Source organism: Lysinibacillus sp. RS10 (assembly GCF_041956855.1).
Taxonomy (GTDB): domain Bacteria; phylum Bacillota; class Bacilli; order Bacillales_A; family Planococcaceae; genus Lysinibacillus; species Lysinibacillus xylanilyticus_A.
Genome location: NZ_CP167122.1, coordinates 1,731,309 through 1,757,154 on the forward strand (window position 1 = coordinate 1,731,309; position 25,846 = coordinate 1,757,154).

Consider the following 25,846-nt stretch of genomic DNA (forward strand, 5'->3'; position numbering starts at 1 on the left):
ATAAGGAATAGGCTTTTTCAATTTGGCAATATTTTAAGGAGCAAGTTAAGGAGAATCAAACTCTCACATGACCTAATTTTCCATTTGCTGTAAGAGATGGCATTCGTCAAGAAAGACTGAACATTCCGTCACTGTCAGGTACAGCAATCGAGGGTAAGGTATTAGAGGTTAAGAAGGATCGAGTACGACTGCACCTATCCATTGATGAGGCACAAAAAAAGGAAGAAGCGACATGGTTTCCGCTGGCAACACCATATACAGCAGAAGGACATAGCGGCTTTTACAGCCCGCCAGAGGAAGGCGATAGTGTTCACCTTGCATTCCCGACAAACCGAGAGGAAGCGGCCGTTGTTCGCCACAGTGTACGAAAGGGCGGAGATTCCAACCCAAAAACAGCCGATCCCAAAACGTCCTATTGGGGCACACCAAAGGGCAAGGATATTAAGTTAGACCCACAATCAGTCACATTTACTGCAAAAGAAGGCGCCGTTTTCCTAAAGCTACATCAGGGAAGTGGAGTAGAGGTGCATAGTAAGCATCCTCTTACATTAAAGGCCAACGCCAATATCACCTTTGCAGGCAAAAGCATCTCTATGAACGCAAAGGAATCCATGCGCTTGACATGTGGTTTCAGCAGTTTCGTCCTTGACGGTATTACGGATATACAGGGACAGGTTGTCAAAATGGAAGGTTCAATCAAAGCACCTGTGTCCGTGTCTAATAGATCGGAAGACGAAACTAACCTTGGACCCGCACTAGACGTCATGGGCAGTATCCCTGTTGGTGGGGGTGGTGCTTAATGGCGAAGAAGGGCAAGGGCTTCTTCGGAGCAATTGGCAGTTTCCTTGGCAGTATACCTGTTGCGAAGAATGTTATCAATGCAGGAAAGTATTTGGGGAAGCAAGTTCTAAACAGATTTAACCTGTTAGGGAATTTTTTGAAAAAACTAAAAAAGAAAGTCAAGAAAAAGATTGGCAATGTTTTTACGATGGCTCGTAAATTCATAAGATTTAACATAAGGAAATTTGTGAAATGGTGTAAACGAACCGTGAAGAAAGGTGTCCTTTTGGTCAGAAATTTTGTTCAGAAGGTACCGAAATATTATCAAAAGGGAAAACAGAAAGTAAAAGAAGCTTATAATCAAGCTGTAAAGGAAGTAAAAGCGTACTCAAAGGAAGCTGTAAATTTCTATAAGTCGATAGATACAATGGAGCCCTTTAAACCTAGTGAGAGTATGTCCAAGAATGAGAAATTGCTACTAACTGGATTGAATATGGGCATAAAAGAACTTCAAAGAAGAAAAGGAATGATTGATGCTACTATAGATGTAGTGACAGATACATTCGAAGGTTTAAAAGGATTTGTGAAAGACCCGATAGGTGTATTGGAAGAAACAGGGGAAGGACTAATGAATATAGTTCTTCACCCAGTTCAAACCACTACTGCGATAAAGGATTCAGTAAAAGACTCTATTGAGAAAGATTATATTAATGGTAATGCATATTCACGAGCATACTGGGAAACTAAAACAACACTTGGTATAGTTAAGGGATTTTATGGTAAAAAAGGTGCTGGTTTATTAAATAATGTAGGGGATATTCCGAGTTCTAATAACGGTATAATACCAGATTCAAGTCAGCCTAACCCAAATAAAGACCCTAAGAAGCCTGAAGAGAATACGGTTATAAGTAATGGCAAAACGGAACCTTCATTAGAAAAAGGTGGTGAACCCAAAGGGGAATACGCTGGTAATGGAGAACGTGGTCCAAGAAGACAAAATGAAACGGCTGATTTATTTGCTAAAAACGGATATGATATTGAAATGCTTGATGAAGTTGACGGAGGTAACGGGTATGGCAAAAAGACTGAGTCAAATCCTGATTATCTAATAGAAGGAAAACCATTTGACTGTTATTCACCAGATGAAAATACTAGTATTAATAATGTTTCTAGGACAATCACAAAGAAAACCAAAAATCAAGCGGAGAGAATCGTGCTCAATTTGGATGACTACCCGGCGGAAAAAGTTAATGAATTAAAGGAAACATTAATAAGAAAAGCGAATCCAAATGGAGATTTAAAACATTTACAAGAATTATTTATCGTTAAGGATGGAGAAATTACAAGATTGATTGAGAGGTAGACTTAAATGGAATATGAATTATTTATATACTCAACTTATAATGCTGAGTATATTGCTAATAGGTTAATTCTTTCAGATGAATCTTTAAAGTATGAAATGAAGGTTTATGAAGGTTCAAGAATTTATCTTGGTTGCGAGCTATTTTCTATGAATATTGAAATTGAGGACATTTCAGACTTGGATTTTATTAAAGAAAGTTATGGGGTTAATGTTAACTTATGTATAGATTTTCAAGTTTACAATAAGACATACAGGTTAGGAATAAGAAAAATGTTAAAAGTTATAGGAGCAGTGTTATCACAAATTCAAGGTGATGCCTTGTTATTAAGTAACGGTTCTACTGAGGTTTTAAGAAAAGAAAAAGAAGATTTGTTTGTGAATAATATTGAGGAATTTGCAAAATATCCATTCGAAGAACTAGGTACTTCATATAAAAATATTAAAAGTTAGATTTTATAAGATTCTTTAACCTAGAAGAGTTTTGTAAATTGTATTTTAGGATTATATGTATTTGACAAGCATTTTTCTAGAAATGAATTGTATAAATATATGTATATGAACAAGATAAAACAATGATTTACCTTAAAATAATGAACACATTAGCAGATCGATTATGGTCAGTACCACCATGATTGATCTGTTTTGTTTTTTCTATCTCTATTTTCACTCATCTTGGCATTTAAGAAATCAGTAGGAATTGCAAAAAATATTGGTATGACAATAGAAGAAATTAGGGCTTGAAACAACACATGTTTTTTGATTTTTTTGATACAAATAAAATCCCTTTAGATAATCAAAGTTATAGAGTTGGCATCTTTACTCCTGATTCAGTAGTTAGGTTTATATGGAAACAAGCACAAAAAAGGTGAGCTGGATCCAAAACAAAAAAGTGGTTTCAAGAGTTAGCTAAACATGAATTAACTGAAAGTGAAAAAATGAAACAAGGCTACCCATATAAAAATCCTGGTTCGTATCAAAAAGATAGTGATGATTTTGGTTCAGATCCTCCTGGTGCACATGATGTAGCTTCTGATCAACCTTCATTTGAACTCCCTGGAGCATTTGACTATTATTCGAAAAAAGTTTTTGGGCAATAAAAATAGAGAAGATGGAGCGAAATAATTGATGGGAAATTTTAATCAGGCAATTAAGCGTATTTATGCAATAGATTGGAGTTGTATTGGAAACAAGCAAGCAAGATCACATGTTCATTTGAGTAAAGAATACTTAAGAAGAGCTTCAATATTTTTCCAATATCATCCAGGACCTTGTAGGCATCCTTTTATTGTCATTTCAAATTCGATAACTAAGTCACAAGTGAGTGTTGATGAATTACAAATACTAAAGGAGATTGACAATAGTTATGTTAGAGAAATTGCTACCAGTTATTTAGAGTTAAACGCACTCATTGATGAAGGAAATCAAATTGCTATTGATAATAAAGATTTGTTTGAGCCAGCAATAAAGCTATATGAAAGAGGTGGCCATTTCTTTATAAGGGCAGGTTATTTGAATGTAGCTGGTGCTACTGATTTACTTTCGCTTGCAAATCGAGTTAAAAGGGAACCACTTGATATAAGTGATGAAACCTTGGATGCACTTGACAATGGACACGTTGATTAATTTATGGATTTGTTCGGATTATTAAACACCTTACAATACTAATACAAGATCGTACAATACAACAAACAACGTCACAATGCGACCTAACCGCCCGTGTTGTGGTCTTTTTCATTCTGTGATATAGATGAGGCGGTTAATGAAATAGCCCCCACCCAGTGCCGAATGAATCACTTCATTTCATCATTACGAAGTTTAGCTTTGTTCTCACAGTAGGAAGTTTTCACGAATTAAGATGTACGCACATCAACGCTTGAATTTTATATCCTACTTCACTTGATAGCGTCACATTGAACAAGTCGATTATGGTCAGATACCACCATGATTGACCTGTTTTTTGTTATGTTTGTTATCTGGCAGATAAATTATCCGAATAAAATATATAATCCTTACTAGGTGGTGTTGAAAATGGAAAAATTTGTAGATGATATGTTGCAATACTTAAAAAACGGTTCAAAATCCTCATTGTTAGAACCAGCTGAACAGAAGATTGGTAGTGAAATGTTAAGAGAAATACTGATCGATGTTGTGAACTGGTTAAGATTAGAATATAAGAGAGTTAATATTTGGAGTAGAAAAAGTATACCATCAAAACCTCTTAAACTTAATGAAAATTATCCTTGGTGTAAAGGACTAATTCATTTAGTACAAGAAGATGAAGGGTTTAGTAAATACTTTATCGTTGAAAATAATGGATTTTACTATTGTTCAGATGTTGATGATGAAACTCGTAACAAAGCAAGACAACTAGTCTTTGAGAAATACAAACAGTTTAGAATGAGTTGAATAGAGATCTAAAATAAAAGTTACGCTGAGAAGGTCAAAAGCTTTCCATCAATTTAAACAGCTCATACAATCATTTTAATGATGTGTATGGGCTGTTTATTTTTGCAATATACAAGCTATATCAACCGCGGCTGACTTTATTCCAGTCGTCGGCAATGCCAAAGCTGCCTACGAAGCAATTGTCGGGAAAGATCCAATTACTGGTCGAAAATTAGATAAATGGGAACGAGCGATATCTGCAGCAGGTATCGTAGGTGGACCGGCAGTCAAAGGTGCAAAGAAAATTGGAGGAGCAGCAGTTGAAGGTTTTGTTAATGCTGGAAAGAAAGGAAGTAAAACAAAACCACCAGCAACAGGTAAGAAGTCAGCGGCAGCAGCACCGAAAAAGGCGCCTTCAACAACAGGTGGTCAGAAGGTAGCGACAGCAGCACCGAAAAAACCGAACCCAAACAACACAGTTCAACAAAAAGTAGTATATAAAGAACCGCCGAAAAAACCAAATCAAAAAGATACTCAAAAAACAAAAACTGTATACAAAGATACACCAAAAAGTAATTCGCAGGTAAATAGTTTACCAAAGGCAGTAGTGAAACAGGATCATCTAAAGTTACACTACCAATGCCAAAGAAAGATTCGAAGCTACCTGTAAAGAGTGAAGAGCCTAAGGGGACGGGTAAAGGTGTACCTAAACCGGTTAGCATAGATGAAGCTAAGGACATTGCTAGAACCAAGATTGCTCAAGAGAGGAATGAATTATTAGAAGGAAAATATATTGATCCAAATACTGGAGATATTTATATTCCACATGTTATGACTGCAACAGTTAATCTTAAAACAGGCAAGGTTTATATTGGGTATAATGGCAAAGGAGTTGACTTTAGAACGGGTAATGAAAGGTTTAATCCGACTGTTTCTGAATTGGATGACGAGGTAGTAATGTTGGTTGAAAAAACTAAAAACAGGGCATTAGAGGCCAGTAAGCAAGCAGGTGGGGAAGTCAAGGATAGCTTTGAAAAATGGACTGTAGATAATTGTGCTGAAGTTCAGGCAGTAAATCAAGCAGTGAAAGATGGTGCTAAAGTAGAAGATCATCTTGCTAAGTACCATTGAAGTTTTGCCAAATAAGTATAAAAAAGTATGCAAAAATTGTAAGGAAACTTTTGAACACTTTTTTATTGATATTTTTAAATGAAAGTAGTGGGAGGAAAATATGAATAACTTTTCGGAAAAAACTTATAAAATTTTGAATGAGGCAGGATGGTACCAAAATAGAAAAATAGATGTAAGTTCGACAGTCTTATTTTTAGAGAGTAAGGGCTTTCGAGTGGGTTCTGTTGTAAAAGAGGCATTAGAGCAATTCGGTGGATTGGAATATAAGTTTTCTGATGGGGAGGATTTTGAAAATTTCATTATTATTCCAGAAGAGCAAATAGGAGATGGTGTTCAGAAAATACATTTCAAAAGGTATGATACCTTAATTGGAGAGTATTTGATAGTGATTGGTTCCGTATTTAGAAATAATGCAATAATGTTTATGTCGGAATCGGGAAAAGTTTACGGAGCATATGATGATTACTATATTTGGGAATTTGGAAGCGATATCTATGAAGCAATTAATAATCTATGTGAATGTTAAAAATTTAAATTGATACACGAACAATAGATTATTACAAGGATTAACAGAAATCAATGGTATTGAAGATTTTAAAAAGTGTTCAATCGTTTAATATAGAAGATATATATGATGAGCAATTAACTTAAGATGATCGGGAGGAAGCAACGCTTATTCGTCACAGTGTACGAAAGGGTGGCGATTCCAACCCAAAAACGTCCTATTGAGCGGTAATTTATGTGTTAGTTAATTAAAAATTGTCGAGAAAGAATCCAAAAAGGGAGATTTATTTAATGATTAATAGAATTAAGTATTTAGGAGAAGATAATATCGATATATTTTTAATGTTTCTGAGGGAACAATATAGTAACGAAATAAAAGCTTGCGATACGAATGATATGATGCAGATAACAATAATGGTAGGTGATAAAAAATTGCCTGAAGCATATTTGAAATTTATGGAATGTGCTGGTAGGGGGTACGTTATGTTCAAAGGTTCTGATTATAGTATTAGCGATATGGAAAGTTTTAAAGAATTAAAGGAAGGAGCATTGGAAGTATTAGAAGAATGTAATTTTAAGAAAAGAATAAATGATGACCAATTTGTTTTTATGGGGCACCAAGGATATATGTACTGGTTATTCAATTTAAATGATGGGGATAATCCACCTGTTTATTTTTTTGAAGAAAGTTATGATGAAGTATACACTCAAGGTGATTTTATTAAATTAAGTGATACTTTTTCAGAGTATCTAATAAAAAAATACAATGGTGAACTTCCACGCAATTAAGGATCTATTTGTTGTTTGTAAAATAGTTTGTGAGATTATCATAAACTTGTCTTAAATCAAACATCAAAGCCTATTCGTACTTTTTTGTTTTGTAGAGAGAAGAAATCTTATTTTTATTTATTAGTATATATTTTATGAAATTCTTCTTAATGAAAATTATTCGGAAAATACATATACTATAGTTCCGATGTTGATGAAAAGACTTAAATTGTACAAATAGAATCATGGAATTTAGTCGTGAGTTCCTTAAAAATATCATAGGCTATGCACTCTTTGAAGATTTCATTGGAGGAAAGTTAAATGGGAAAATTATCAGAGAAAACAAAAAGCATAATAGAAGCAGCTGGATGGTACAGTGGTCGGAGTGTAGATATAGATTCAACAGTTGAATATTTAGAAAAGAAAGGTTACGAAGTCTTTGATTGTGCCAAAGATGCTCTAAAGGAATTTGGTGGGCTAACATATGTTTACCTAGAAGATGATAGTGAGGGAAGCTTTATTATTGCACCACATGAAGCTTTAGGCGATGCAGCAAGATTACATTTGAAAAGGTATGAAGTAATATTAGGTAAGAAATTAGTTGTAATTGGTACTGCATATGGAGATAATGCGATTATGTTTATGGATGAAGTCGGAAAAGTATATGGTTTTCACGATGATTATTACATTTGGAAATTAGGAGATAGCATATATGATGCGGTGAATAACTTATGTGAATGTAAAGAATTAAAACTTATTCATGAAACAACAGATTAGGCCACTAGTTTCAAATTTTAGTTATTCCATTTTTCCAATAGTACATTTTATTTAAAAAACAAAATTACTTCTCAAAGAAAAATGTGCCTTTTGAATGCACGAAATTGAACAAGTAAGATAATTGAAAATCATGTAAAGGTAGTGGTTACACAGTACAGAATTGGTCTTCCATTTAATAAAAGCCAAAAATCTGCTTTGCAATGTAAGCCTATTTTCAAATAACACATATAGACACGCCTAAGAAGCCTGATACAAAGCTCAATAATATGATAAAAATACTGGAGGAAGAACAAGAGAAGAGTTATCTGGTATCCATAAAAAGGACGATTAAAATGATGAATGAAAAAAGAATAATACATCTATTTGAATTGCATCAATTATGGCTAGAGTCAATAGGGGATAAGGGGGGAAAGTTAGTACTTGACGAAACAAATTTAGAAAGTCTGAACTTGTCCAATTTCTCCTTTAAGGAGGCTAGATTAATAGGATGTTCTTTTGACAGCATGAATTTAGAAAGAGGAAACTTTATTTTAACTTGGCTTTATTCTTCAACTTTTAGGAATGCTTGTTTACAGGGAGCAAACTTCTATAAAGGGTATGTTTCATATGCAGACTTTACTTATTCTGATCTTAGAAATTCGAAATTTACAGATTGCGAGAGTACTGAGACGATTTTTTTTGGTTCAGATCTATCAGATTCCCAATTAAATACATGTTATTTTGATTATGTGGATTTTAGAAATTCAAATTTAAAAAATGCAAATATTGAAGATTCTTTTTTTGAGAATGTTTTAGTGAAAGGTGCAAATTTCAAAGGTGTTTTGGGCTTTGAAAATGCTAAAATTTTAAGTATAAATATAGGAACAATAGAGGAACCAATAAACTTAAGAGAAGATGAAGCTAAAAGATGGATCATAGAAAATTGTATGTAAGTAAGATAAATTATACTACGAACATATTAACTAAAACAGAATAGAATGGAAGACGTACATTCCGTTACTCTGAAGCTTTTGGGTGTCAAGTTTATTAAAAGTTGTCTGGCTCTATTTGTCGTAGTTTTTTATAAGTGAGGTATAGATTATGGGAGATTTACTAAATATTGCTTTAAAACGCTTATCAACAATTCAATTCGAGAATATAGATGATAAAACAAAAGAATCTCACCATGTATTAATTAGAGAGTATCTTAGAAGAGTTAATGTATTTTTGGATAATTTAGAAATTGATGTAGATAAGTATCCTATAATCAGTATTTCTAAGGCTCTTGGAAAGTCTATTGATAGTAACATTTTTAAGATTTGTCCAAAACTTGATAAGATTAATAACCTTTACATACGAGCAATTTGTTATTGTTATTTAGAAATTTCCCAACTAGCAGATGAGGGAGTAGATGAAGCGATTGATTATATAGACTTATATGAACCAATGATTAAATTTTTTGAAAGAGGTGGTACTTTTTGGATACGGCAAGGTGAATTGATTGTAGGGAAGTCAGCTTATCCTCTTAGGTATTGGAGGAGTTTGGATGTTCCGAGGAATGATATAAGTGATGATTCGCTATCTGAAATAGATAATTGATGTACTAGTCAATAATTAACCTTAGGAGATAACCACATTGAAGATTATAGATATAGAGTTTCCAACTTATTTTGAAACGATAGATAAAAATAATGACAACATAGATGTGTTTGTAAGGATGGAAGATGGGGTGACTTATACGATGGTTATCACTACACCAAACAATTACTATTGGTATATGGATAAAGAAGGTTTAGATTATATTCCTGCAAGTCCGCCTGATATCATCGTAAGAACATTGACCAAAGAGAATATTTGGAAAGCGATTGAAACGTTTACTGAAGAAAATGCATATTGGTTAAAATTGTATTATCTAGCAGGGGGAAGAGAGGGGATATTTGAACAAAATAATATGGATAAGATGATTGAACGAATAAAAAAAGATGTTGAAGAAATTAAGGATAAATAAACTAGTAGTAGTTTTAATTTAATCAATTCTTTAGCAGATTTAGTTTTAGTGAAAGTAATACTTGTTTGTTATATATTCACAAGGGCTACAGTAACTCTATAGATTTAGGGAGGTGTGTGCTATGAATAATAATATTGATTATGAAAGTATCAAAGATTCTGTTGTATATAGTTTTGAGGAATATGTAGAAGATCATGGATTTACAGCACCTCACTCTGCAGCAAAAGTATTTGAAGAAGATTGGAGAGAGCTAAACTATAATGTTTTTACAAAGACGGCATACTATATTTGTGTTGCAATTGAGTGTATTAAACTAAAAGAAATACCAGATTTTATATATGAAAAATTAGATTTTTATATCAATAGTATTGAATTTAAAGGTGATGCTAATAAAAAAGATATAGAACATTTATTGCAGGATATAAATAATTGTAGGCAGTTAATGGAAAGTAATGATTACAAGGTTATAGAATCAAGCTTTAGCGCAAAGGCACGAATTGAATATCTTCTTAGTTTGAAGCCATAATTCATTCGATTTTAGTGGACTATATTGAGATATTTGCATACTTAAATAAAAATCCATTATTATACATAATCATAGGAAGCGGATCTAAAAAATCTGAACTGCTTCTTTCTTTGAGAATGACAAAAATAAAGAATTTTAAATATAGATTTAGAGATATAAATCATGAATATTAAAATTACATCGGTATTTTCCTACAACACCTATATCACAGGGGGAAGATGAATGGAAAAATTATTAAATTCTAATGAATTAATAAGTATTGAACACTCACCAGTGAAAGATTTAATTAATGCTTGTTATGTTGCGGGGGTTTTTAAAGATGCAGTGAAATACTTAAGCAATAAAGTTGGATTTGGTATAGACATAGGAGGATTTACATTTTGGAGTGATTTAGATGAATATGATAAGACTTTTTATGAAGACGAATTTAACGGTATTGAGATTGAACTTGGAACTCAGTCAGTAATTCTTAGTTATGAACTCCTCTATTATTACCTTAAAATAGCTGGTGAGAGATATATTGAGAAAAATCCACAGAACGAGAAAGAATTTGAATTGTATTTCAGAAATATAAAGAGAAATATGGAGATGAGAAAGAGGTGAAATTAATAGCGATTGTTTTTTCTGAATATTATGAAAAAATGAGTATCTATCCTGTTTTTAGTTAAAGTAGAAAAGATTTAAAGGATAGTGTGTTATAAACTAAAATCAGATTGACTTTTATCAGATAAATTATTGGTTGTTGGGAATGTGAATTCGTTTAAAGTTTGTGGGAAGTTAATTATTGATTTTAGTTGGAGAAATTTTACGTTCTGCAGAAAAAATCTATATCGGTCGGGCTAGCCAAATTATACAGCTTTCAAATTAAGAGATTCACAGTACAAATATTTAATTGAGATGGGAGTTGTTAAATAGTGAGATTAGTTAATACCTATCTCTCAGAACAAGAATTAAAGAAACAAGAGATTGAAGTGATTTGTAATTTATTTATGAAACAATATACTGAAGAAATTGAAGTAAATAGTTATAAATATGATGATCGTAAATATTATGAAACTGATTTTGATTTAATTGAGATAGAATTTCAAAAGGATAATATTTATAAAGAAATCGATAAGTTGATTAAAGTTCATGAAAAAGCTATTCTGTCAATTGATCAAAATGTAGAAATAATTGTTGCTAATGATGATACTGATGTGGAAATCCAATTATTTGAAAATGATTGTAACAATGTATCTGGGTTTGGATTGTTTATTACTAAGAGATTTATCCAAGAACTTGAACCTTACTATATTTCTGATATTAGTAACGCATATTTGAATTTTGAAAATGTTAGTTTCGGTGTTGTATTCGAATAGTACTAAACTTTACGTACTAGCATTAGATATATTTGACATTAACCTAAACGGAGATTTGAAAAAATTAAAAGAATTACTTTTTGTGAACGAAAGAAAAATTTCGCTAGTATTTGAAGAGGGGAAAAATGGATTACGAATTGTTTTTAAGTTCAAATTTAAGTTGTAAATCACTAGCAGAAATTATTCAAAGTATAATAGTTAAGTTTGTGAACGAAAAGTTAACCGTTCACAATAGTGAAGAAGAAATAGTTATTGGAATTGAATATTTTTCACTAGCTCTTGAAATTGAGGATATTTCTGACATAGCTTTTATAAGAAGGCATTACGACTTAGATGTTAATGTATGCATTAGAGTTCAATTATTTGGTATCACTTTTAATCAAGGTATAGAAATTTTGTTTAAAGTTATTGGGCATCTTATGAGACAATTTGACGGGAATCTAATGCTTTTAGAAAATGGTTCAGATCAAATACTTAGAAAAGAGAATGGTCAGTTAATTGTCAATAATGATTTAGATCAATACCAGATAAAATATTTAACCCAGAGATTGCTTAGTTTTCTTGAACACTCTTTTATTAAAGAAAAATTGCCAAACTAGGGTATTTAGTTATTAGTAAGTAATTTTGAAAGTGAAGTGTTGAAATGGCTAAAAAAATTATGGTGGGAGTTTTTTGAATGAAGCCTGACTTTTTTTCTATTATTATGTATCCTACTGTATCTTTAAATACAGAGGAAACATTAGGGCGTATTATGGATTTATTGGAATCAAATGAGAAATTAATCCCTACACATTGGGGGAACGACGAGCGAGTAAAGGTAAAGTATAATCGTGATGAAATCTTTGAAAAAGTTATTTTAGAGAAGAGAGTATCTGAACTTTATTTTTATCGTGATAAAGCTGTAAAGTATTCAGGACGATTTAATGTGAATTGGAGCCATCGTTCATTTTTAAAATTTGAATTTCATAAATCCATGTCTTCTAAAATGTGGCCAGTTTTTTTTGAGTTGTCGAATCAATTGGCAGAAATAGTAAAACCTTGTTTTGGTGTTACACATATTTTTTGGCCATTATCGTTTCCGTGGAATACTGAGCAAGAACGACTACAGATGTGGATAAATGGCTGTTCTTCTCCTGTTCCAGTTAAATTTCTTCCAAACGGTCCTTTAGGAATAGGAACTCGCACTTATATGAGTGGTCATGTGCTAGAAATGTTTGGAAAAGACTTTTTGTTAAAAAGCCCGGGTGTTGTGAGAGAATTAAATTGGGGAGGTATTTGTTTAGATTTATTAGAAAAACCATTTGAAGCATCTATTGAAAGTTTACGTAATAGTTGGGTAAATATAATGGGATATTTAGATTCAGCTCAAGTCATGGCAATACCTAGTTTCGATGAGGATAGAATGGGTGTATCATTTACTCCTAATCAGGCTTGGATAAAATATTTAAATAGTTAATAATAGATGATGGGTGATGATAGTTATCATGAATGAAAATAGTGTAGATAGAAAACATATAATGGAAATTATTAGTCAAGCACATAATGATCATGAGATAATTGAAGATTTGAATATAAGTTATGCAGATTTATCTTTTTCAGATTTATCAGAAATGATGGCAGATGGTATGGAAGCAAAAAATACCATACTAAGAGCTACGTCATTGGTGGAAGCATCTTTTTTAGATTGTAATTTTGAATCAGCAGACTTTAGTAATTGTAATTTAGAAAGCTTCAATAGTGTAGATTGTGTCTTTAATAGTGCTAATTTTTATCAGACTAATATGCGTTATGCCAGAATGAATGTAAGTTTTTTTATCGAATCTTGCTTAGATGAAGTAGATTTTTCATTCGGTGAAATTATGGGTTCCTCTTTTAATTATAGTACTTTTCTATATGCCAATTTTTGTGGAATAAACGCAAAACAAGCTACTTGTTCGGAATCAAATTTTAGTTACGCTACTTTAACAGATGGCAATTTTGAAGAAGTATCTTTTTTACATGCAAATTTAACTGAAGTAGAGGCTATCAATACTAATTTTGCAAATAGTGATTTAACTGGGGCTATACTCAAGAATGGTAATTTTAATGGGGCAGACTTTACTGGTGCAAAACTGGAGAATGTAATTTGGACTGGCGCAAATGTAGAAGAAGCAAAATTTGATGAAGGAGTAAAAGAGCAAGTTTTAAGATTGTTATAATATTAAAACACTATGAGTACGATTTTGATCGGAAGCAGACGACTATGGCCAGAATGTAAAGCAATGCCCACCCACAATAATTAGACGGAGAAATAAAATAATGGATAATAAATATCCGAAATATGTTACCCAAAGTGCTATTGAAGGACTTGTAAAGAAAATCAAATTACCTGCCCCAGAGGAATTTTCACAAGATTGGGAGTATGAGGTATCGGATTCCTCAAAAGTAGGCGAGTTTTTATATGTATATAAAAATATAGAATTAAATAAAGAGGAAAAATTTGCTTTAATGATGATTATTATCTCATCTTACAATGATGCTATATTAGAAGGAAAAGTTGAGAAGAGTTGGGCTAGTTTCATTAGGTATCATCTTCTTGAAGATATTAATATTCATAAGAATAGTATTTATTATTGGGCTTTATTGGATGAGGATGATTTAGAAAATTGTTTTGCTATAACTGCTTTAATAAGAGAGATCCTAAATGTAGCCAATTTAGATAATCAAGATTAAATTTCTGAATTATAGTAGAAAGATAAACCTTGATAGGCAAAATTATTGCCTTCAAGGTTTTTTTGACTCAGTGAATCACTTAATCGATTTAGAAAGATTTTGCCTTTTGTAAGTCATTTTTTGTTTCCCTAAAGTCTTGTTGTTTAATGCCTAAATAAGTGATTGATCTCCAAACATATTCTAATGGTCCGAAGCGGAATTTGGATAACCATAGCTTACTAAAAATCATTTGTAGCACAAAAATGACAATGGCAATGATGATGGCTGTCGTTAAGTGTAGTTTTCCGTATACGCCAAATGCAAACGGCCCAAATAAAAATGTACAAATGATTGATTGGCCAATATAGTTTGTGAATGCCATTCTTCCAGGGAAAGCTAACCACTGTAAAACTTTCTTCCCTTTAACCGTTTGATAGATGAAGATCAAGCTAATAGCATAAAAGATTGTTAGGAGTGGCGAGCTCATATGTTGAATTAATTGAGCAGCTGATGCATTTTCTAAAAAGAAAGGTAGTATCCAGCTCAATGTGCCACCAGTAATAAATGTCAGTAACCAAGTAATGAAAAATCCTTTTCGATAGTCTTCAAAACGCTGAATCCATTTTTTCTTCGCAACGGCTGCCCCGAATAGGAACATTAGTAAGAACGGAAGATTTGAGAATAAATAAAAAATAGGGTTACCTAAAAAAAGGATATATAATCCATTACGCATTGTATAAAAAGTTCTTTCCATAAGGTTGGCATCCATTAATTCTTGAATGCTTCCATTTTGATGGGCATTTATTGTAACTTGCATGAGCTGACGACTTTCCTCTGACATAGTCATGGTCATAGCAGGATTGGAAGACAGAGCTCCTAGCGTAAAAACTCCAAAAAGTAAGCTATATAAAGTAATGCTAATGATTAACATGGCATTAGGTTTTAACTTATGCATGAGAAGGAGTAATAATCCTAAAATTGCGTAGTCTGTTAAAATATCACCAAACCAGATGAAATAGGCATGGAGACAACCGAAAATAAATAACGCAATAAGTCGTCGAGAATAAATTCCCCAGAAGTTTAATTGCTTTGCGGCTGCTCTTTCCTGCATGATGACCATTCCAAAACCGAACAGCATGGAAAAGAGCATAATAAATTTACCATCGACAAACATAGTAAGAAGAGATTTGACTGTGTAATCAGCTTGATTCCAAAAAGAAGTCCATTCATTTTTAAAACTTGGATCTTCCTGCATGTAGACAGGATAAAGAAACCAAACAATATTTGCTAGTATGATTCCAAATAATGCGAAACCCCTTAATACATCGATTGTTTCTATCCGCTCTTTGGCCGATATAGGTGAAAGCTTTTGTTTCATATACATCATCCTTTTGATTGTTATTTTGTTCTTTCAACAAATAGGTTATTGCTGAAAACTTTTACTAATGAAACTTTAAATGATAATTATCAAGATTTTATAAGGAAAACTAGGATATCGTAATTTTTATAAAACATTTCCAATGGAAAAATCAATTTTTCTTAATGTATTTATGTATAATTGGAAAAAAGAGGTCAATGTGTGTTTTAGATTGAGGTAAAGACAAACAAACAACGCAATTGATAATTTACAGTTTTTAATTTAAAGGGGAGCAAATATAGTAAAAGCTGAAGGCAGAGGCATTGAAACATAGTTACATGTTATAAGTTAAGTGTACATGTTATCTGCTGTGCAAATATTACCACAAATTATTGATTTTTATTGTACCTCTATGGAAGTCATTTCAGTAGAAGAGTTTTATAAGTAAGGACAGATGCTAACATTGAGTAAAGAAAAATTATTGAATTGATAAGGGGGAAATGTTCTGATTTATTTGGAAGGTAAAAGAGGCTTTGGTCTTTATATGGTTGGTTTTGGAAATTTGGATATAGTTGAGGCAGTGTTAATCGTGCCTTCTCTTACGGATTTATTAGTAAATAATTTCGGTTTAGATCAAGAATGAGTGGATATGAATAATTATTTAGAAAGCTATACGTAGGGCAAATATAATCCAGTATAAAAATTAGCTAAGCCTCCATATTATTTGTGCCAACAAATCGAGGAGGATTTGGCGTTAGTCTGCAGAACGTTTAGGTAAACTTTATTGTGCTTTACCCCAGCTTCTGATGTAGGACAGATTTTATTAATGATTTTAAGAGGAAACTATTTATGAAACCATTATCTGAAGAAACAATTAAAATATTAAAACAGTCTGGTTGGTATCCAGGAAGGAATATTGATATACAAGAAACTATCGATTTTTTACTATCAAAAAGATACACTTTATTTCCGCATTTAATAAAGATACTTAGTGAATTTAGTGAAATTGAATATAAATTCGATCATTCAAATGGTAGAATAGAGTCTTTTCATATGATACCTAAAATGGCTTTAGGAGATTACTATGAGAAAGAAGATTTTGAAGAGATCGAAAGGAGGGTGAATGAGCCTTTAATTCCCATTGGTGAAGCTTGTCGTGGAAATATGATAATGTTTTTATCTGAAACCGGTAAAATATATGGGGAAACTGGCTATTATTTAGAAAAATTCGGGGATAATATTTATGAGGCATTGGAGAATCTTTGTTTGTTTAAACAAGGAGAGGAAATAGAATAGATACATAAACAACTAGTTTTCTCTTCCGTTTATGAAGGTAATTCATTTTAATTTTTGGTGATTAAACTCTAAAGTTAAGAAGTTTCTTTATGATAAGGGCTAAGGCCTTAATCAAAGGACGTGGAATTTTGGAAGAAAAGGTTCTGGTTTTACTTCAGAAAGCAGGTTGGTTTAAGGGGCGTAAAGTTGATATAAGTAAATATGTATCTGCTTTAATTAATGAAGAATATATTGTCTTTAAAAGAGCATTTGATTTTCTGGAGGAATATGGTGATTTGGTAATTCAATTTGAAAGATCGGATAGCTATGTTGCGCTTACTATTAACCCAATTGATGCAGTAAGTTCGATATTTCGGGAAGTATCTGAAAACTATGAACGATATTGTGGAGAGTCATTTGTTATCATCGGAGATATTCCAAAAATGGAGATGACTTGGTATATTTCTACATCAGGTAAATTTTATGGAGGCTATGATGATTTTCTTATCTGTTTAGGAGATGATTTTTATCATGCACTATATAATATAGTGAGTGGAGCAGAATTGGAAGTTATTCTTGTTGAAGAGGGATAGAGGGGACATGAATTAATCGTAGCGTTCTAGTAGGGTATCAGGATGTTGCAATTTGAATAATTGGTGAAACAAAGTACATAAAATTTGCACTTACTTATATCGTCAGAATTGAGGATAAAAATCAAAAGATAATGATTTTTATAAAATAAAGCATATAAACAAAAATTTAGGGGGATCTAATGGAGTCTTTACATGACATTCAAGAACGTATAGTTAAAATTGATTGGTTTTCAAAATGTGGTGAGATATCAATTGTTAATACTAATCTGAATTATGGGTTTGTGAAAAATTGGAGTGAAGTATCAAAAAAATGTAATAATCATTGGGACAATTTTAAGTTAGGTATTAGAAATGAATTAACATCATCTCTTCACGAAAATTGGCGCGATCAATATAGAGAATGGAATAATATAACTTCTGAAGCTAAATCTTTTCTTAATGAAGATGTATTACATAAAATAGCCCAATATCTAAATGACAAAGGAATTGACGAAAATGTATTTGAAAGTATTGAATGGGATTTACTTACGTCTATGATGGAATATTCTTATTGCTCATACACTGGGTTTGGTTTTTACACAGAGCTGTTAAAAATATATGAAAGCGGACATATCCCATGCGGCTGGAAAGGGAAATGGCCAGAGGGTACAATACTTATTTTCTAAAGTCATTCATAATAAAATAATCCATCTAGGTAAAGGAGTTACTATGAAAAAAGAAATGAATGAATTGATTGGAAACAGTGAATTCTACCAACATATTCGAAAATATCTAGGGGAACCGAGTCATATTAATCTTGAAACTTTAGCAGATATTAATATTAACTTAATAACTTTTAAAGCGAATGAAGAAAGAAGTTTTCATACTATTATTACGCATGGAATGAGTTCGATTTCCGCAAAAGTTCCTTTAGATGAAAATGAATGGAGATATACTGAACTAATAATGTATCTTCCGAAAACTTGGCCTATTATGAAAGAAAATATACATGAGTTTAATGAATATTGGCCTTTCGGATGGCTTAGAAAATTAGGGAAATTCCCACATGAGATGGATACTTGGTTTTGTTATGGTGATACAATCCCGAACGGAGACCCACCGGAGTTAATAGCTGACAATACTAACTTTTGTTGTATGTTATTATTACCACCTATACGAGAAGATGAAAGTTTTGTCGAATTAAAAATCAGTAAAGACACATCAGTTCGCTTTCTAGCGGTAATGCCAATTTATAAAGAAGAAATGGACTATCATTTGATGCATGGATTTAGAGCACTTCTTGAAAAGTTTGATCAATATAATGTGAACGATATTATTGATATTAATAGAACAAATACTTGTAAAAGTTTAAATGGATAGAAAATCTAACAAATTGAGCAGCTGGAAGACAGTGTATCTCGATGGCGATATTTATTGGAGATAGAGATGAAATACTAGTGAACTTATCATTAAGCTATTGCATAACCAAAACTTTCTAATAAAAATAAGAGAGGTAATGTAATATGACATACGATGAAGTGGAAGCCGTTTTATCTCAAGTGTTGGAAACAGAATGGGATGATTTAGATCAACCTTCTATGAATGATTGGGAAAAAGCAGAAAGAAAATTTAATTGCAAATTTGGGGATGAATTTACATATCTTTTTATCTTAATTTCTAAATATGTATTACCAGGCATTTTAAACGTATCAACCGGAAAAAATAATGGGAATGATTTAATTACGTTTGTGTATGATTATGAGGTTAATAATGGCAATTGGATTGCAAATATGATTCCATTCTTCGAGATTGGTAACGGTGATTATTTTTGTATAAATGCAAAATATGGCTCTATATCACCTGTATATTACTATTCTAGTGAAGATTTTATAATTGAAGAATATAATACAAGCTTTGAAGAATGGATAAACAACTTGCCTCAGTTTTTAAATGGATGAATATTGATAGCCTCGATAAAAGTTTCATTGAGTTTTTTTTCTTTTGCTAAGAATTATTTGTATGACATAAAAGAGACAATCATCTCACTTAGAAATAGAAAAAATTGATATTTTATAAATAGTTGAAAGACTGATGAAATCAACAAACTTTCTCAAAAATGCAAGAAGTCAAAACTAATTTAGCATCGTACTCACTTTTAAGAGGATGTAGTCTCATTAAAATCAAGACTAGAATTATACGAGTTAAAAATAAATAAGGTGGATGTTTAATTGCATAATAACTTTTCTGAAACTACAACACAAATCTTAACCAATTCGGGATGGTTTCCTGAAAGAGTGGTTGATATTAAGAAAACAGTAGATTTTTTAGAGTCAAAAGGTTACCAACCATTTCACTGTGTTCTTAAAATGTTAAGTGAATTTGATGGATTAAAATGTAATTTCCAACGTCCTAATGGAGATAGAGATTCATTTCATATAATTACAGAAGAGGCTTATGGTGATTACTTTGAAAAAGAGGATTTTGAAGAAATTGAAAGGAGATTAAATGAACCAATAATCGCAATCGGCGAAGCAAGAAACGATTATATGATGATGTTTATGTCTAGGTCGGGGAAAGTATTTGGAGAAATGGGTTATTTCTTAGTGAAATTGGGCGATAACATTTTCGATGCATTAGAACTATTGTGCCAAGCCCTGCCAGGAGAAGAAATAGAATAGCTCCTATGTAATTAATTTTAATAGAAAGGAGTTAATATGAAAAATCTAAAAAAAGTCGAACTCTCTCAATTAAGTGATATAAAAGTTGACTATTATTTTGGGGCTTCAGAAGAAAACGAAATATTAGTTATAAAGTATTCTGGTAAATACGGGTTCGGATCTGCTGGAAATACTGATGCTATTTATATGAATGCTATGGGGAAGGCAGCAATAGAAGCATGGGATCCTGGTGCCATTATTATTGATCTACAAGATTTACATTACGAATGGGGAGATATGCTAGAATATGCTTTTAATATTAGTACAGATGACACATTACCATTAGCTGTTATTGTCGGATTGGGCTGTGAGGAAGCGGTTAGAACATTATTATTAGGAATTGATAGTAAAGAATCAATCGATAAAATTGGATGGATATTTAAAGATCTCAAGACGGCTTGGAACTATATTCGTAAAGGAAGTGAGTAGAGTGATTGATAACAATTCACCAATTGTTCCTTGGGAAGGACTTGGAGGGGTTAAGCTTTATAGTCATATAAGCCAGTTCTACGATTTAATTGCTAATATGGATGAGAAGTCAAGGTTGTTTACAACGTTTTTTATAAGATATGAAATTAAAGAATCTGTAGACTTGTGGTTTAATTTGATGAACGGGAAGCTTTTTAAGATAACGGCATTGAAAGATTACAAAGGGTTATTATCTAACAAGATACATATTGGGATGCATATTGATGAGGTACTCCAAGTTGAGCCGAGCTTTGAATATGATGATTTTGAAGAAGTCTACGTTAGTTCAAAGGGTATATATATCGAAACTGATCCAGTTGAGCATACAGTATTGTGGATATCGGTATTTGTTAAAGAAATAGATAATGATGATTTTGAGAGAGGGTATTGGTAACGAGTGCTTATGGAGAAATTGTCGGTAAAAACGAGAGATATACTACTACAGGCAGGCTGGGATCCAAATAATAAGATGGACGTAACAAAAACCGTAATGTTTTTGGAAGCGATGGGATATCAAGTGTATGATTGTGTGATTGATGTATTAACCGTTTTTGGTGGGATGACATATAAATTTAAGCACCCTGACGGAAGTATAGAAACATTTCATTTTTGCCCTGAAGAAACAGTAGGGGATTATTATGAAAAAGAAGACTTTGAGGAATTTGAGGCGCGGATAAATGAGCCTCTTATTATAGTTGGTGAAGCATATCGTGGTTATTTAATTATGTTGATCGCTCAATCGGGTAAGGTATTTGGCAAAAATGCAAGTGCATTATATAAATTCGGCGACAACATTTTTGAAGCATTAGATACGCTTTGTTTATTTAAAATACCGGAAGAAATCAATTAAAATAGGTGTTGGTAATGGAAGAGAACATAGGCTTATGAAATATTGTTGAAGTTTAAGTACTTGATTTTAGGCATCAAGTGCTTTTTTGTATTAATAGATTGAAGGATTAAAAGATTACGGTGGAACAGACTATGTATCATTTATTTACTGAAAAAAACTTATTTGGAAGTTATAATCTAATTATTGTCTGGCTTTGTAAAGAGGTAGGAGGAGTTAGATTTGGTGTTTAGTTACGAAGAATATAAAAATTATATATACGAAGATTATGATGAATTAGTAGAAGAAGAAAAAATGAGTAGAGGAGAGGCAATAGCAAGAACTTTTTATGATTATGATATGTTGGCGAAAAAAAGTGAAACAGATAAAGCCATGGTTTTTGTAGTATTTTCAGAAATAATAATTACTCATCTAAAAGTTCTTTTTACTTTTAAGAATTATATTGAACAAGCACTAACGGAATTGGATTTTACAGTAATTAAACAAGAAAATAAATTAACGTTGGAACAATTTAATGAATTGTTTTCTAGACAAAAACGTGTTTTACAAGAGCTGAAAAAAATGCCGCTAGATTATTATTCAAGAGTTTGTTGGTATTATGATGAATTAATAGATGAAGTCCACAAATTTATAAACAATTTTGAGTTAGAAAATAAAAATGTAGATTCGTTGGTTTCTACTGTATTGCAACGATTTGATAGAGATTGTAGGAATACACAAAGTGAAAAATTCATTGTTTATACTACACTTGCTGAAAACTTATTGAATCAGGGATTAACAGGAGTGAAAGGTTTTCAAGATGTTAAATATGAGCTGCAAGTGTTCAGCATAAAGGATGTTAGTGATGAACAATTAACAAAAGATGAACAAGAAAAATTAGCAGTTCGAATTAGCAAAGTGTTACTAAAAATTAAGGAGTATGAGCAATATCACTAACTGAAGTCCTCTTTTCTAAAGGATATGGGATATATTCTTATCCAACTACTGGTGACTTCTATGAACTATTCATTGCCAAGTTGGAGCATAAAACAAAATTACTACAAGTTGAATTGCTTGATGATGAATATACCCCTCAAAAGGAAAGGTTTATACAATTTCACTAGCGTCGCATTAAAATAATTCAACGGATTTTAAAAAACTGAATTTTCCGCAATATTATCCGTGCATAAAAAAAGCCTTTATAATGGTTGGGTGGTAGTAAACCATCCAAATCCAAAATAAAGGACATAAGCATGGATAAGTTTACACGAAAAACTTCATTTGAACAATGGTTTTCACCTATTTCTTCTACACAAATGGAGAAATTAGTTGAAATTCATCAATTAAATTACTATACAAAGAAGCTTCACATCGCTTCATTCTTGAAATTATTACTGTTTGCGCAACTGAATGAAACCGAAAGTCTACGTGCCATTAGTGACACGCTGTTATCAGACGACTTACAAAAAGCAACGTATTTAGAGTCCATCAGCTTTTCGCAGTTAGGTCGGCGATTAAACCAAGTGCCAACTGAGTTTTTCCAACAAATTTTTCTAGACTTAGTCGGGCAAATTCATGAGAAAACGCATTTTGAGCAGCGCCGAAAAACCACAACACCACTAAAAATCATTGATTCTAGTACATTGCCATTGAACTTAAACAACCATAGATGGGCTGAATTCCGTAAAACAAAATCAGGTGTGAAGTTACATTTGCGCCTTGTTTACCTAGAAAAAGGTTGTTCGTACCCTGATAAAGCGGTGCTGACGAATGCGAAAGAACATGATCGTGGTCAGCTTGAAATTCTCGTTGATGACAAGGAGTGCATGTACGTGTTTGACCGAGGCTACTTAGATTATGAGCGCTTTGACCGCATGACAGATGACGGACTTTTCTTTGTCTCACGCTTACGAAAAAACGCCGTAACACGTGTGATTGAATCATTTAAAGTACCTGAACAGTCATCGGTGTTATCGGATGAAATGATTCTGATTGGCAACACGCAAAATCGTGCTGAAAATGTATTTCGCCGTATCGAAGTACTAGATCCAAACGGTAAAGAGCTACATCTGATTACGAATCGTTTTGATTTAAGCGCAGATGAAGTCGCTGAACTGTATAAGTCACGCTGGGCAATCGAACTGTTTTTCAAGTGGATGAAACAGCATCTGAACATTAAAAAGTTCTACGGGCAAAGCGAGCTAGCTGTGCATAATCAGGTGTACATTGCGATGATCGTTTACTGCTTAAACGTGCTAGCACAGCTTTACACAAACAGTTCACTGACGTACTTACAAATTAGTAGGTACTTAAAAGCAACACTATGGAAGCCCGCACGTATTTGGCTTCGGGAAATCGAAGGAACTACGGTACCATAAGGATTTAGAACTGTCAGTTGCCCCAGTCAAAGGTTATAGTAAAAAAATGGATGTTTACTATCTCTATTTAAGTATCTTTCATTTTCTTTAAAAACGGAAGAAATAGAAAACAGAAAATTCAATTAAAATCAATGCGACATTAGTGATACAATTTTATTATTAAAAGGCTGTTGATTCATCATTTTTTATTAGTATAATCCAATTACTTTAGAGACTATTATTGATTGTATAGATTTTGTGTCCTAATAAAGGAGAATGAATGACCATGAAATACTTGAATGAATTAGTTACACAATTTCAAAAAGACAATATACCGATGCACCCTTGTACAACGCAAGAAATTCATGAAGTTAAGAAATTCATAGGTAATCATTATTTACCGATTGCTTACATTGAATTTCTGGAAACAATGGGGAGAGGCACTGAGAACACTTTTTTTCGTGGAGAATCCTGTTATATTGATGAATTGTTAGAATTGAATACTTGGGGAGCGGAACTGTTAGAAGAAAATAATATAGCTTTAAAGCTTACTGAAAATGAATTTGTTTTTTGGATGTGTCAGGGCTGTATGTTTTGCTTTTTTAAAATGAATGAGGGAGAGAACCCACCAGTTTACGTATTTTCTGAATCAAATAAGAAAAAAGAATTTTATAAAATTACTGATTCGTTTACTGAATTTTTGCATCGAAGATATTTAAAAGATAGGGATATTTTTCGCGAAAAAAATTGAAATAACGGTGATAGTCGATATATTTCATAATAAAACTGAAGTTTTGAAGGCTGAAGGAACAGAATTGTCTGGTATTTTGTTTCCACCATGTTATTTAAACCTGGGGCTAATCGGGAATGCGGTCTTTATTTCAGATGAAAGTGCTGTTATTGAAGATATAAGGAAACTTTAATCATAAACAATGGCCGAAGGAGTATTAATACAATGACAAAAGAGTGGTATGAAGATACAGTAATTCCAAAAGAGATTCCCAATTTCAATTCAACGAATGTTCAGTATATTGCAGGTTTCCATTATTTTATAGGATACAATTCATTTTATAATGAAGTTTCCTATCTAGAAGTAGATTTTTTAGTAGAAGTGGATAGAAGAAAGTATATGTTGAAGATGAAATTTAATGATGTTTCTTGCCTTGATTTATTAGGATTTGGAAATAGATACAATCAATTGATGGGCTTTACAATAAATAATTTAAGTAATAATGGTTTTGAATCAAGTAATAAATATTTAGTAGAAGATTATGAAAACGGGATTATTAAATTTTACTGTGCTAGTTTTGAAGTGCTGTCTTTAGTTGAAATTTAAGTAGAAATAATTATAGAAGGAACTCGAGGAGAAATTAGATGATTAACTATGGAGCACTTTACTTCGATCATTACACTAAATTTTTAGGGGAGCCAATCGATCGAGAGGTGTATAAATATAGTGAAGAAATGCCTAGTATCCAAATTTTGAAGTATGACAATGTTTTTGAAGAATGCTTGGTTTATACCACACTTGGTTTGAGTAAATATACAGAAATAATGGGCGATTATATTGAGATTTCCATGGTAGTGGATGGAGCATTTAATAGCTCAGGCTACATTCTCGCAAATACGTTATTTTACTGTATCCATAATCAAATGCATATTGGGAGAGGCTTAGCGATAAGTGGTGTAGAGAACATTGATGCTGCTTTTGTTCAAAAATATAATAAAAGCGCTGTCTATTTTACTGAGTTATATGCATTTCCGGAAGAATATAGTATTGCCTGTACAGACTCTAACGAAAAAGATGGAAAATTACTATTAGCATTTTTCATTTCACAGTCCGAATATGATTATTTTGCAACATATGGGGCAGAGAAATTTGAGGATTTGTTAGAAGAAGAGAACGTTGATCCATTTAACGTTAGCAGATCATCAGTGGTTTGAAGTTTGCCCGCTTAATAGAGTGATAGACTTGAGTATTATGTAATTAATCATGAATTAGAC

36 protein-coding genes are annotated in these 25,846 nt (G+C 32.3%); 35 read left to right on the plus strand and 1 reads right to left on the minus strand.

Features of this window, described 5'->3' with window-relative positions; translation table 11 throughout:
• The first annotated feature begins 146 nt into the window (after positions 1–146).
• The 21 genes from ACB089_RS08825 to ACB089_RS08925 all read left to right on the plus strand — a co-directional run bounded on the left by ACB089_RS08825 (position 147) and on the right by ACB089_RS08925 (position 14,291).
• On the plus strand, positions 147–800 hold the full coding sequence (locus tag ACB089_RS08825) for a phage baseplate assembly protein V (protein ID WP_374967530.1): 654 nt from the start codon (positions 147–149) through the stop codon (positions 798–800).
• The gene (locus ACB089_RS08830) at positions 800–2,143 is read left to right on the plus strand and encodes a hypothetical protein (RefSeq protein WP_374966089.1); all 1,344 of its coding nucleotides are present in this window, start codon (positions 800–802) and stop codon (positions 2,141–2,143) included. The genes ACB089_RS08825 and ACB089_RS08830 overlap by 1 nt, the downstream gene beginning before the upstream one ends.
• Positions 2,144–2,149: 6 nt before the next feature.
• Positions 2,150–2,593 (plus strand): hypothetical protein, encoded by a 444-nt coding sequence (locus ACB089_RS08835; RefSeq protein WP_374966090.1) that lies wholly within the window; start codon positions 2,150–2,152, stop codon positions 2,591–2,593.
• A gap of 485 nt (positions 2,594–3,078) precedes the next feature.
• Positions 3,079–3,240: a hypothetical protein gene (locus ACB089_RS08840; protein ID WP_374966091.1), complete on the plus strand. Its 162-nt coding sequence runs from the start codon at positions 3,079–3,081 to the stop codon at positions 3,238–3,240.
• A gap of 28 nt (positions 3,241–3,268) precedes the next feature.
• Entirely contained in the window at positions 3,269–3,766 is a 498-nt protein-coding gene (locus tag ACB089_RS08845; RefSeq protein WP_374966092.1) for a hypothetical protein, read from the plus strand.
• A 405-nt stretch (positions 3,767–4,171) separates the two neighbouring features.
• A complete protein-coding gene (locus tag ACB089_RS08850; protein WP_374966093.1) occupies positions 4,172–4,549 on the plus strand; it encodes a hypothetical protein in 378 nt (125 codons plus the stop codon).
• Between the two features lie 118 nt (positions 4,550–4,667).
• Positions 4,668–5,198, plus strand: a complete 531-nt coding sequence (locus tag ACB089_RS08855; protein ID WP_374967531.1) for a pre-toxin TG domain-containing protein — start codon at positions 4,668–4,670, stop codon at positions 5,196–5,198.
• Entirely contained in the window at positions 5,168–5,659 is a 492-nt protein-coding gene (locus ACB089_RS08860) for a hypothetical protein (RefSeq protein WP_374966094.1), read from the plus strand. Before ACB089_RS08855 ends, ACB089_RS08860 begins: the two co-directional genes overlap by 31 nt.
• A gap of 100 nt (positions 5,660–5,759) precedes the next feature.
• Positions 5,760–6,185, plus strand: a complete 426-nt coding sequence (locus tag ACB089_RS08865; protein WP_374966095.1) for an SUKH-3 domain-containing protein — start codon at positions 5,760–5,762, stop codon at positions 6,183–6,185.
• 269 nt (positions 6,186–6,454) lie between these two features.
• On the plus strand, positions 6,455–6,952 hold the full coding sequence (locus tag ACB089_RS08870) for an SMI1/KNR4 family protein (RefSeq protein ID WP_374966096.1): 498 nt from the start codon (positions 6,455–6,457) through the stop codon (positions 6,950–6,952).
• A gap of 300 nt (positions 6,953–7,252) precedes the next feature.
• Entirely contained in the window at positions 7,253–7,708 is a 456-nt protein-coding gene (locus ACB089_RS08875) for an SUKH-3 domain-containing protein (protein WP_374966097.1), read from the plus strand.
• A 332-nt stretch (positions 7,709–8,040) separates the two neighbouring features.
• Positions 8,041–8,640 carry a pentapeptide repeat-containing protein gene (locus ACB089_RS08880; RefSeq protein ID WP_374966098.1) on the plus strand — a complete coding sequence of 200 codons (600 nt, stop codon included), beginning with the start codon at positions 8,041–8,043 and terminating at the stop codon, positions 8,638–8,640.
• A 148-nt stretch (positions 8,641–8,788) separates the two neighbouring features.
• Complete coding sequence (locus ACB089_RS08885) at positions 8,789–9,286, plus strand: hypothetical protein (protein WP_374966099.1); 498 nt, start codon at positions 8,789–8,791, stop codon at positions 9,284–9,286.
• A gap of 37 nt (positions 9,287–9,323) precedes the next feature.
• Positions 9,324–9,695, plus strand: a complete 372-nt coding sequence (locus ACB089_RS08890; RefSeq protein WP_374966100.1) for a hypothetical protein — start codon at positions 9,324–9,326, stop codon at positions 9,693–9,695.
• Between the two features lie 121 nt (positions 9,696–9,816).
• Positions 9,817–10,221: a hypothetical protein gene (locus tag ACB089_RS08895; protein ID WP_223556311.1), complete on the plus strand. Its 405-nt coding sequence runs from the start codon at positions 9,817–9,819 to the stop codon at positions 10,219–10,221.
• A gap of 222 nt (positions 10,222–10,443) precedes the next feature.
• Complete coding sequence (gene cdiI, locus ACB089_RS08900) at positions 10,444–10,824, plus strand: ribonuclease toxin immunity protein CdiI (RefSeq protein WP_374966101.1); 381 nt, start codon at positions 10,444–10,446, stop codon at positions 10,822–10,824.
• 311 nt (positions 10,825–11,135) lie between these two features.
• Positions 11,136–11,579 carry a hypothetical protein gene (locus ACB089_RS08905; RefSeq protein WP_374966102.1) on the plus strand — a complete coding sequence of 148 codons (444 nt, stop codon included), beginning with the start codon at positions 11,136–11,138 and terminating at the stop codon, positions 11,577–11,579.
• Between the two features lie 125 nt (positions 11,580–11,704).
• A complete protein-coding gene (locus ACB089_RS08910) occupies positions 11,705–12,178 on the plus strand; it encodes a hypothetical protein (protein ID WP_374966103.1) in 474 nt (157 codons plus the stop codon).
• Positions 12,179–12,255: 77 nt separating this feature from the next.
• Complete coding sequence (locus ACB089_RS08915; protein WP_374966104.1) at positions 12,256–13,035, plus strand: hypothetical protein; 780 nt, start codon at positions 12,256–12,258, stop codon at positions 13,033–13,035.
• Positions 13,036–13,063: 28 nt separating this feature from the next.
• On the plus strand, positions 13,064–13,777 hold the full coding sequence (locus ACB089_RS08920; RefSeq protein ID WP_374966105.1) for a pentapeptide repeat-containing protein: 714 nt from the start codon (positions 13,064–13,066) through the stop codon (positions 13,775–13,777).
• Positions 13,778–13,877: 100 nt separating this feature from the next.
• Positions 13,878–14,291 (plus strand): hypothetical protein, encoded by a 414-nt coding sequence (locus tag ACB089_RS08925; RefSeq protein WP_374966106.1) that lies wholly within the window; start codon positions 13,878–13,880, stop codon positions 14,289–14,291.
• Between the two features lie 88 nt (positions 14,292–14,379).
• Here the strand turns inward: ACB089_RS08925 and ACB089_RS08930 are convergent, their stop codons facing one another.
• Entirely contained in the window at positions 14,380–15,648 is a 1,269-nt protein-coding gene (locus ACB089_RS08930; RefSeq protein ID WP_374966107.1) for a DUF418 domain-containing protein, read from the minus strand.
• An 828-nt stretch (positions 15,649–16,476) separates the two neighbouring features.
• On the opposite strand from ACB089_RS08930, the gene ACB089_RS08935 reads away from it, so the two are divergent.
• From ACB089_RS08935 to ACB089_RS09000, 14 genes are all read left to right on the plus strand, one after another.
• Positions 16,477–16,923 carry an SUKH-3 domain-containing protein gene (locus tag ACB089_RS08935; protein WP_374966108.1) on the plus strand — a complete coding sequence of 149 codons (447 nt, stop codon included), beginning with the start codon at positions 16,477–16,479 and terminating at the stop codon, positions 16,921–16,923.
• Positions 16,924–17,051: 128 nt separating this feature from the next.
• Positions 17,052–17,495, plus strand: a complete 444-nt coding sequence (locus ACB089_RS08940) for an SUKH-3 domain-containing protein (protein WP_374966109.1) — start codon at positions 17,052–17,054, stop codon at positions 17,493–17,495.
• Between the two features lie 179 nt (positions 17,496–17,674).
• Entirely contained in the window at positions 17,675–18,160 is a 486-nt protein-coding gene (locus tag ACB089_RS08945) for a hypothetical protein (protein WP_374966110.1), read from the plus strand.
• 43 nt (positions 18,161–18,203) lie between these two features.
• A complete protein-coding gene (locus ACB089_RS08950) occupies positions 18,204–18,854 on the plus strand; it encodes a suppressor of fused domain protein (protein WP_374966111.1) in 651 nt (216 codons plus the stop codon).
• Positions 18,855–18,997: 143 nt separating this feature from the next.
• Positions 18,998–19,432, plus strand: a complete 435-nt coding sequence (locus tag ACB089_RS08955; protein WP_374966112.1) for an SMI1/KNR4 family protein — start codon at positions 18,998–19,000, stop codon at positions 19,430–19,432.
• Between the two features lie 270 nt (positions 19,433–19,702).
• Positions 19,703–20,152 (plus strand): SUKH-3 domain-containing protein, encoded by a 450-nt coding sequence (locus ACB089_RS08960; RefSeq protein ID WP_374966113.1) that lies wholly within the window; start codon positions 19,703–19,705, stop codon positions 20,150–20,152.
• Between the two features lie 36 nt (positions 20,153–20,188).
• Entirely contained in the window at positions 20,189–20,620 is a 432-nt protein-coding gene (locus ACB089_RS08965; RefSeq protein WP_374966114.1) for a hypothetical protein, read from the plus strand.
• 1 nt (position 20,621) lies between these two features.
• Positions 20,622–21,053, plus strand: a complete 432-nt coding sequence (locus ACB089_RS08970; protein ID WP_374966115.1) for a hypothetical protein — start codon at positions 20,622–20,624, stop codon at positions 21,051–21,053.
• A 9-nt stretch (positions 21,054–21,062) separates the two neighbouring features.
• The gene (locus tag ACB089_RS08975; RefSeq protein ID WP_374966116.1) at positions 21,063–21,509 is read left to right on the plus strand and encodes an SUKH-3 domain-containing protein; all 447 of its coding nucleotides are present in this window, start codon (positions 21,063–21,065) and stop codon (positions 21,507–21,509) included.
• Positions 21,510–21,731: 222 nt separating this feature from the next.
• Positions 21,732–22,442, plus strand: a complete 711-nt coding sequence (locus ACB089_RS08980; protein WP_374967532.1) for an Imm3 family immunity protein — start codon at positions 21,732–21,734, stop codon at positions 22,440–22,442.
• A 296-nt stretch (positions 22,443–22,738) separates the two neighbouring features.
• Positions 22,739–23,863 carry an IS4 family transposase gene (locus ACB089_RS08985; protein WP_374963085.1) on the plus strand — a complete coding sequence of 375 codons (1,125 nt, stop codon included), beginning with the start codon at positions 22,739–22,741 and terminating at the stop codon, positions 23,861–23,863.
• Between the two features lie 259 nt (positions 23,864–24,122).
• Positions 24,123–24,593: an SMI1/KNR4 family protein gene (locus ACB089_RS08990; protein ID WP_374966117.1), complete on the plus strand. Its 471-nt coding sequence runs from the start codon at positions 24,123–24,125 to the stop codon at positions 24,591–24,593.
• Between the two features lie 204 nt (positions 24,594–24,797).
• A complete protein-coding gene (locus tag ACB089_RS08995) occupies positions 24,798–25,178 on the plus strand; it encodes a hypothetical protein (protein WP_374966118.1) in 381 nt (126 codons plus the stop codon).
• Between the two features lie 38 nt (positions 25,179–25,216).
• Positions 25,217–25,786: a suppressor of fused domain protein gene (locus ACB089_RS09000; RefSeq protein ID WP_068984804.1), complete on the plus strand. Its 570-nt coding sequence runs from the start codon at positions 25,217–25,219 to the stop codon at positions 25,784–25,786.
• The last annotated feature ends 60 nt before the right edge of the window (positions 25,787–25,846 follow it).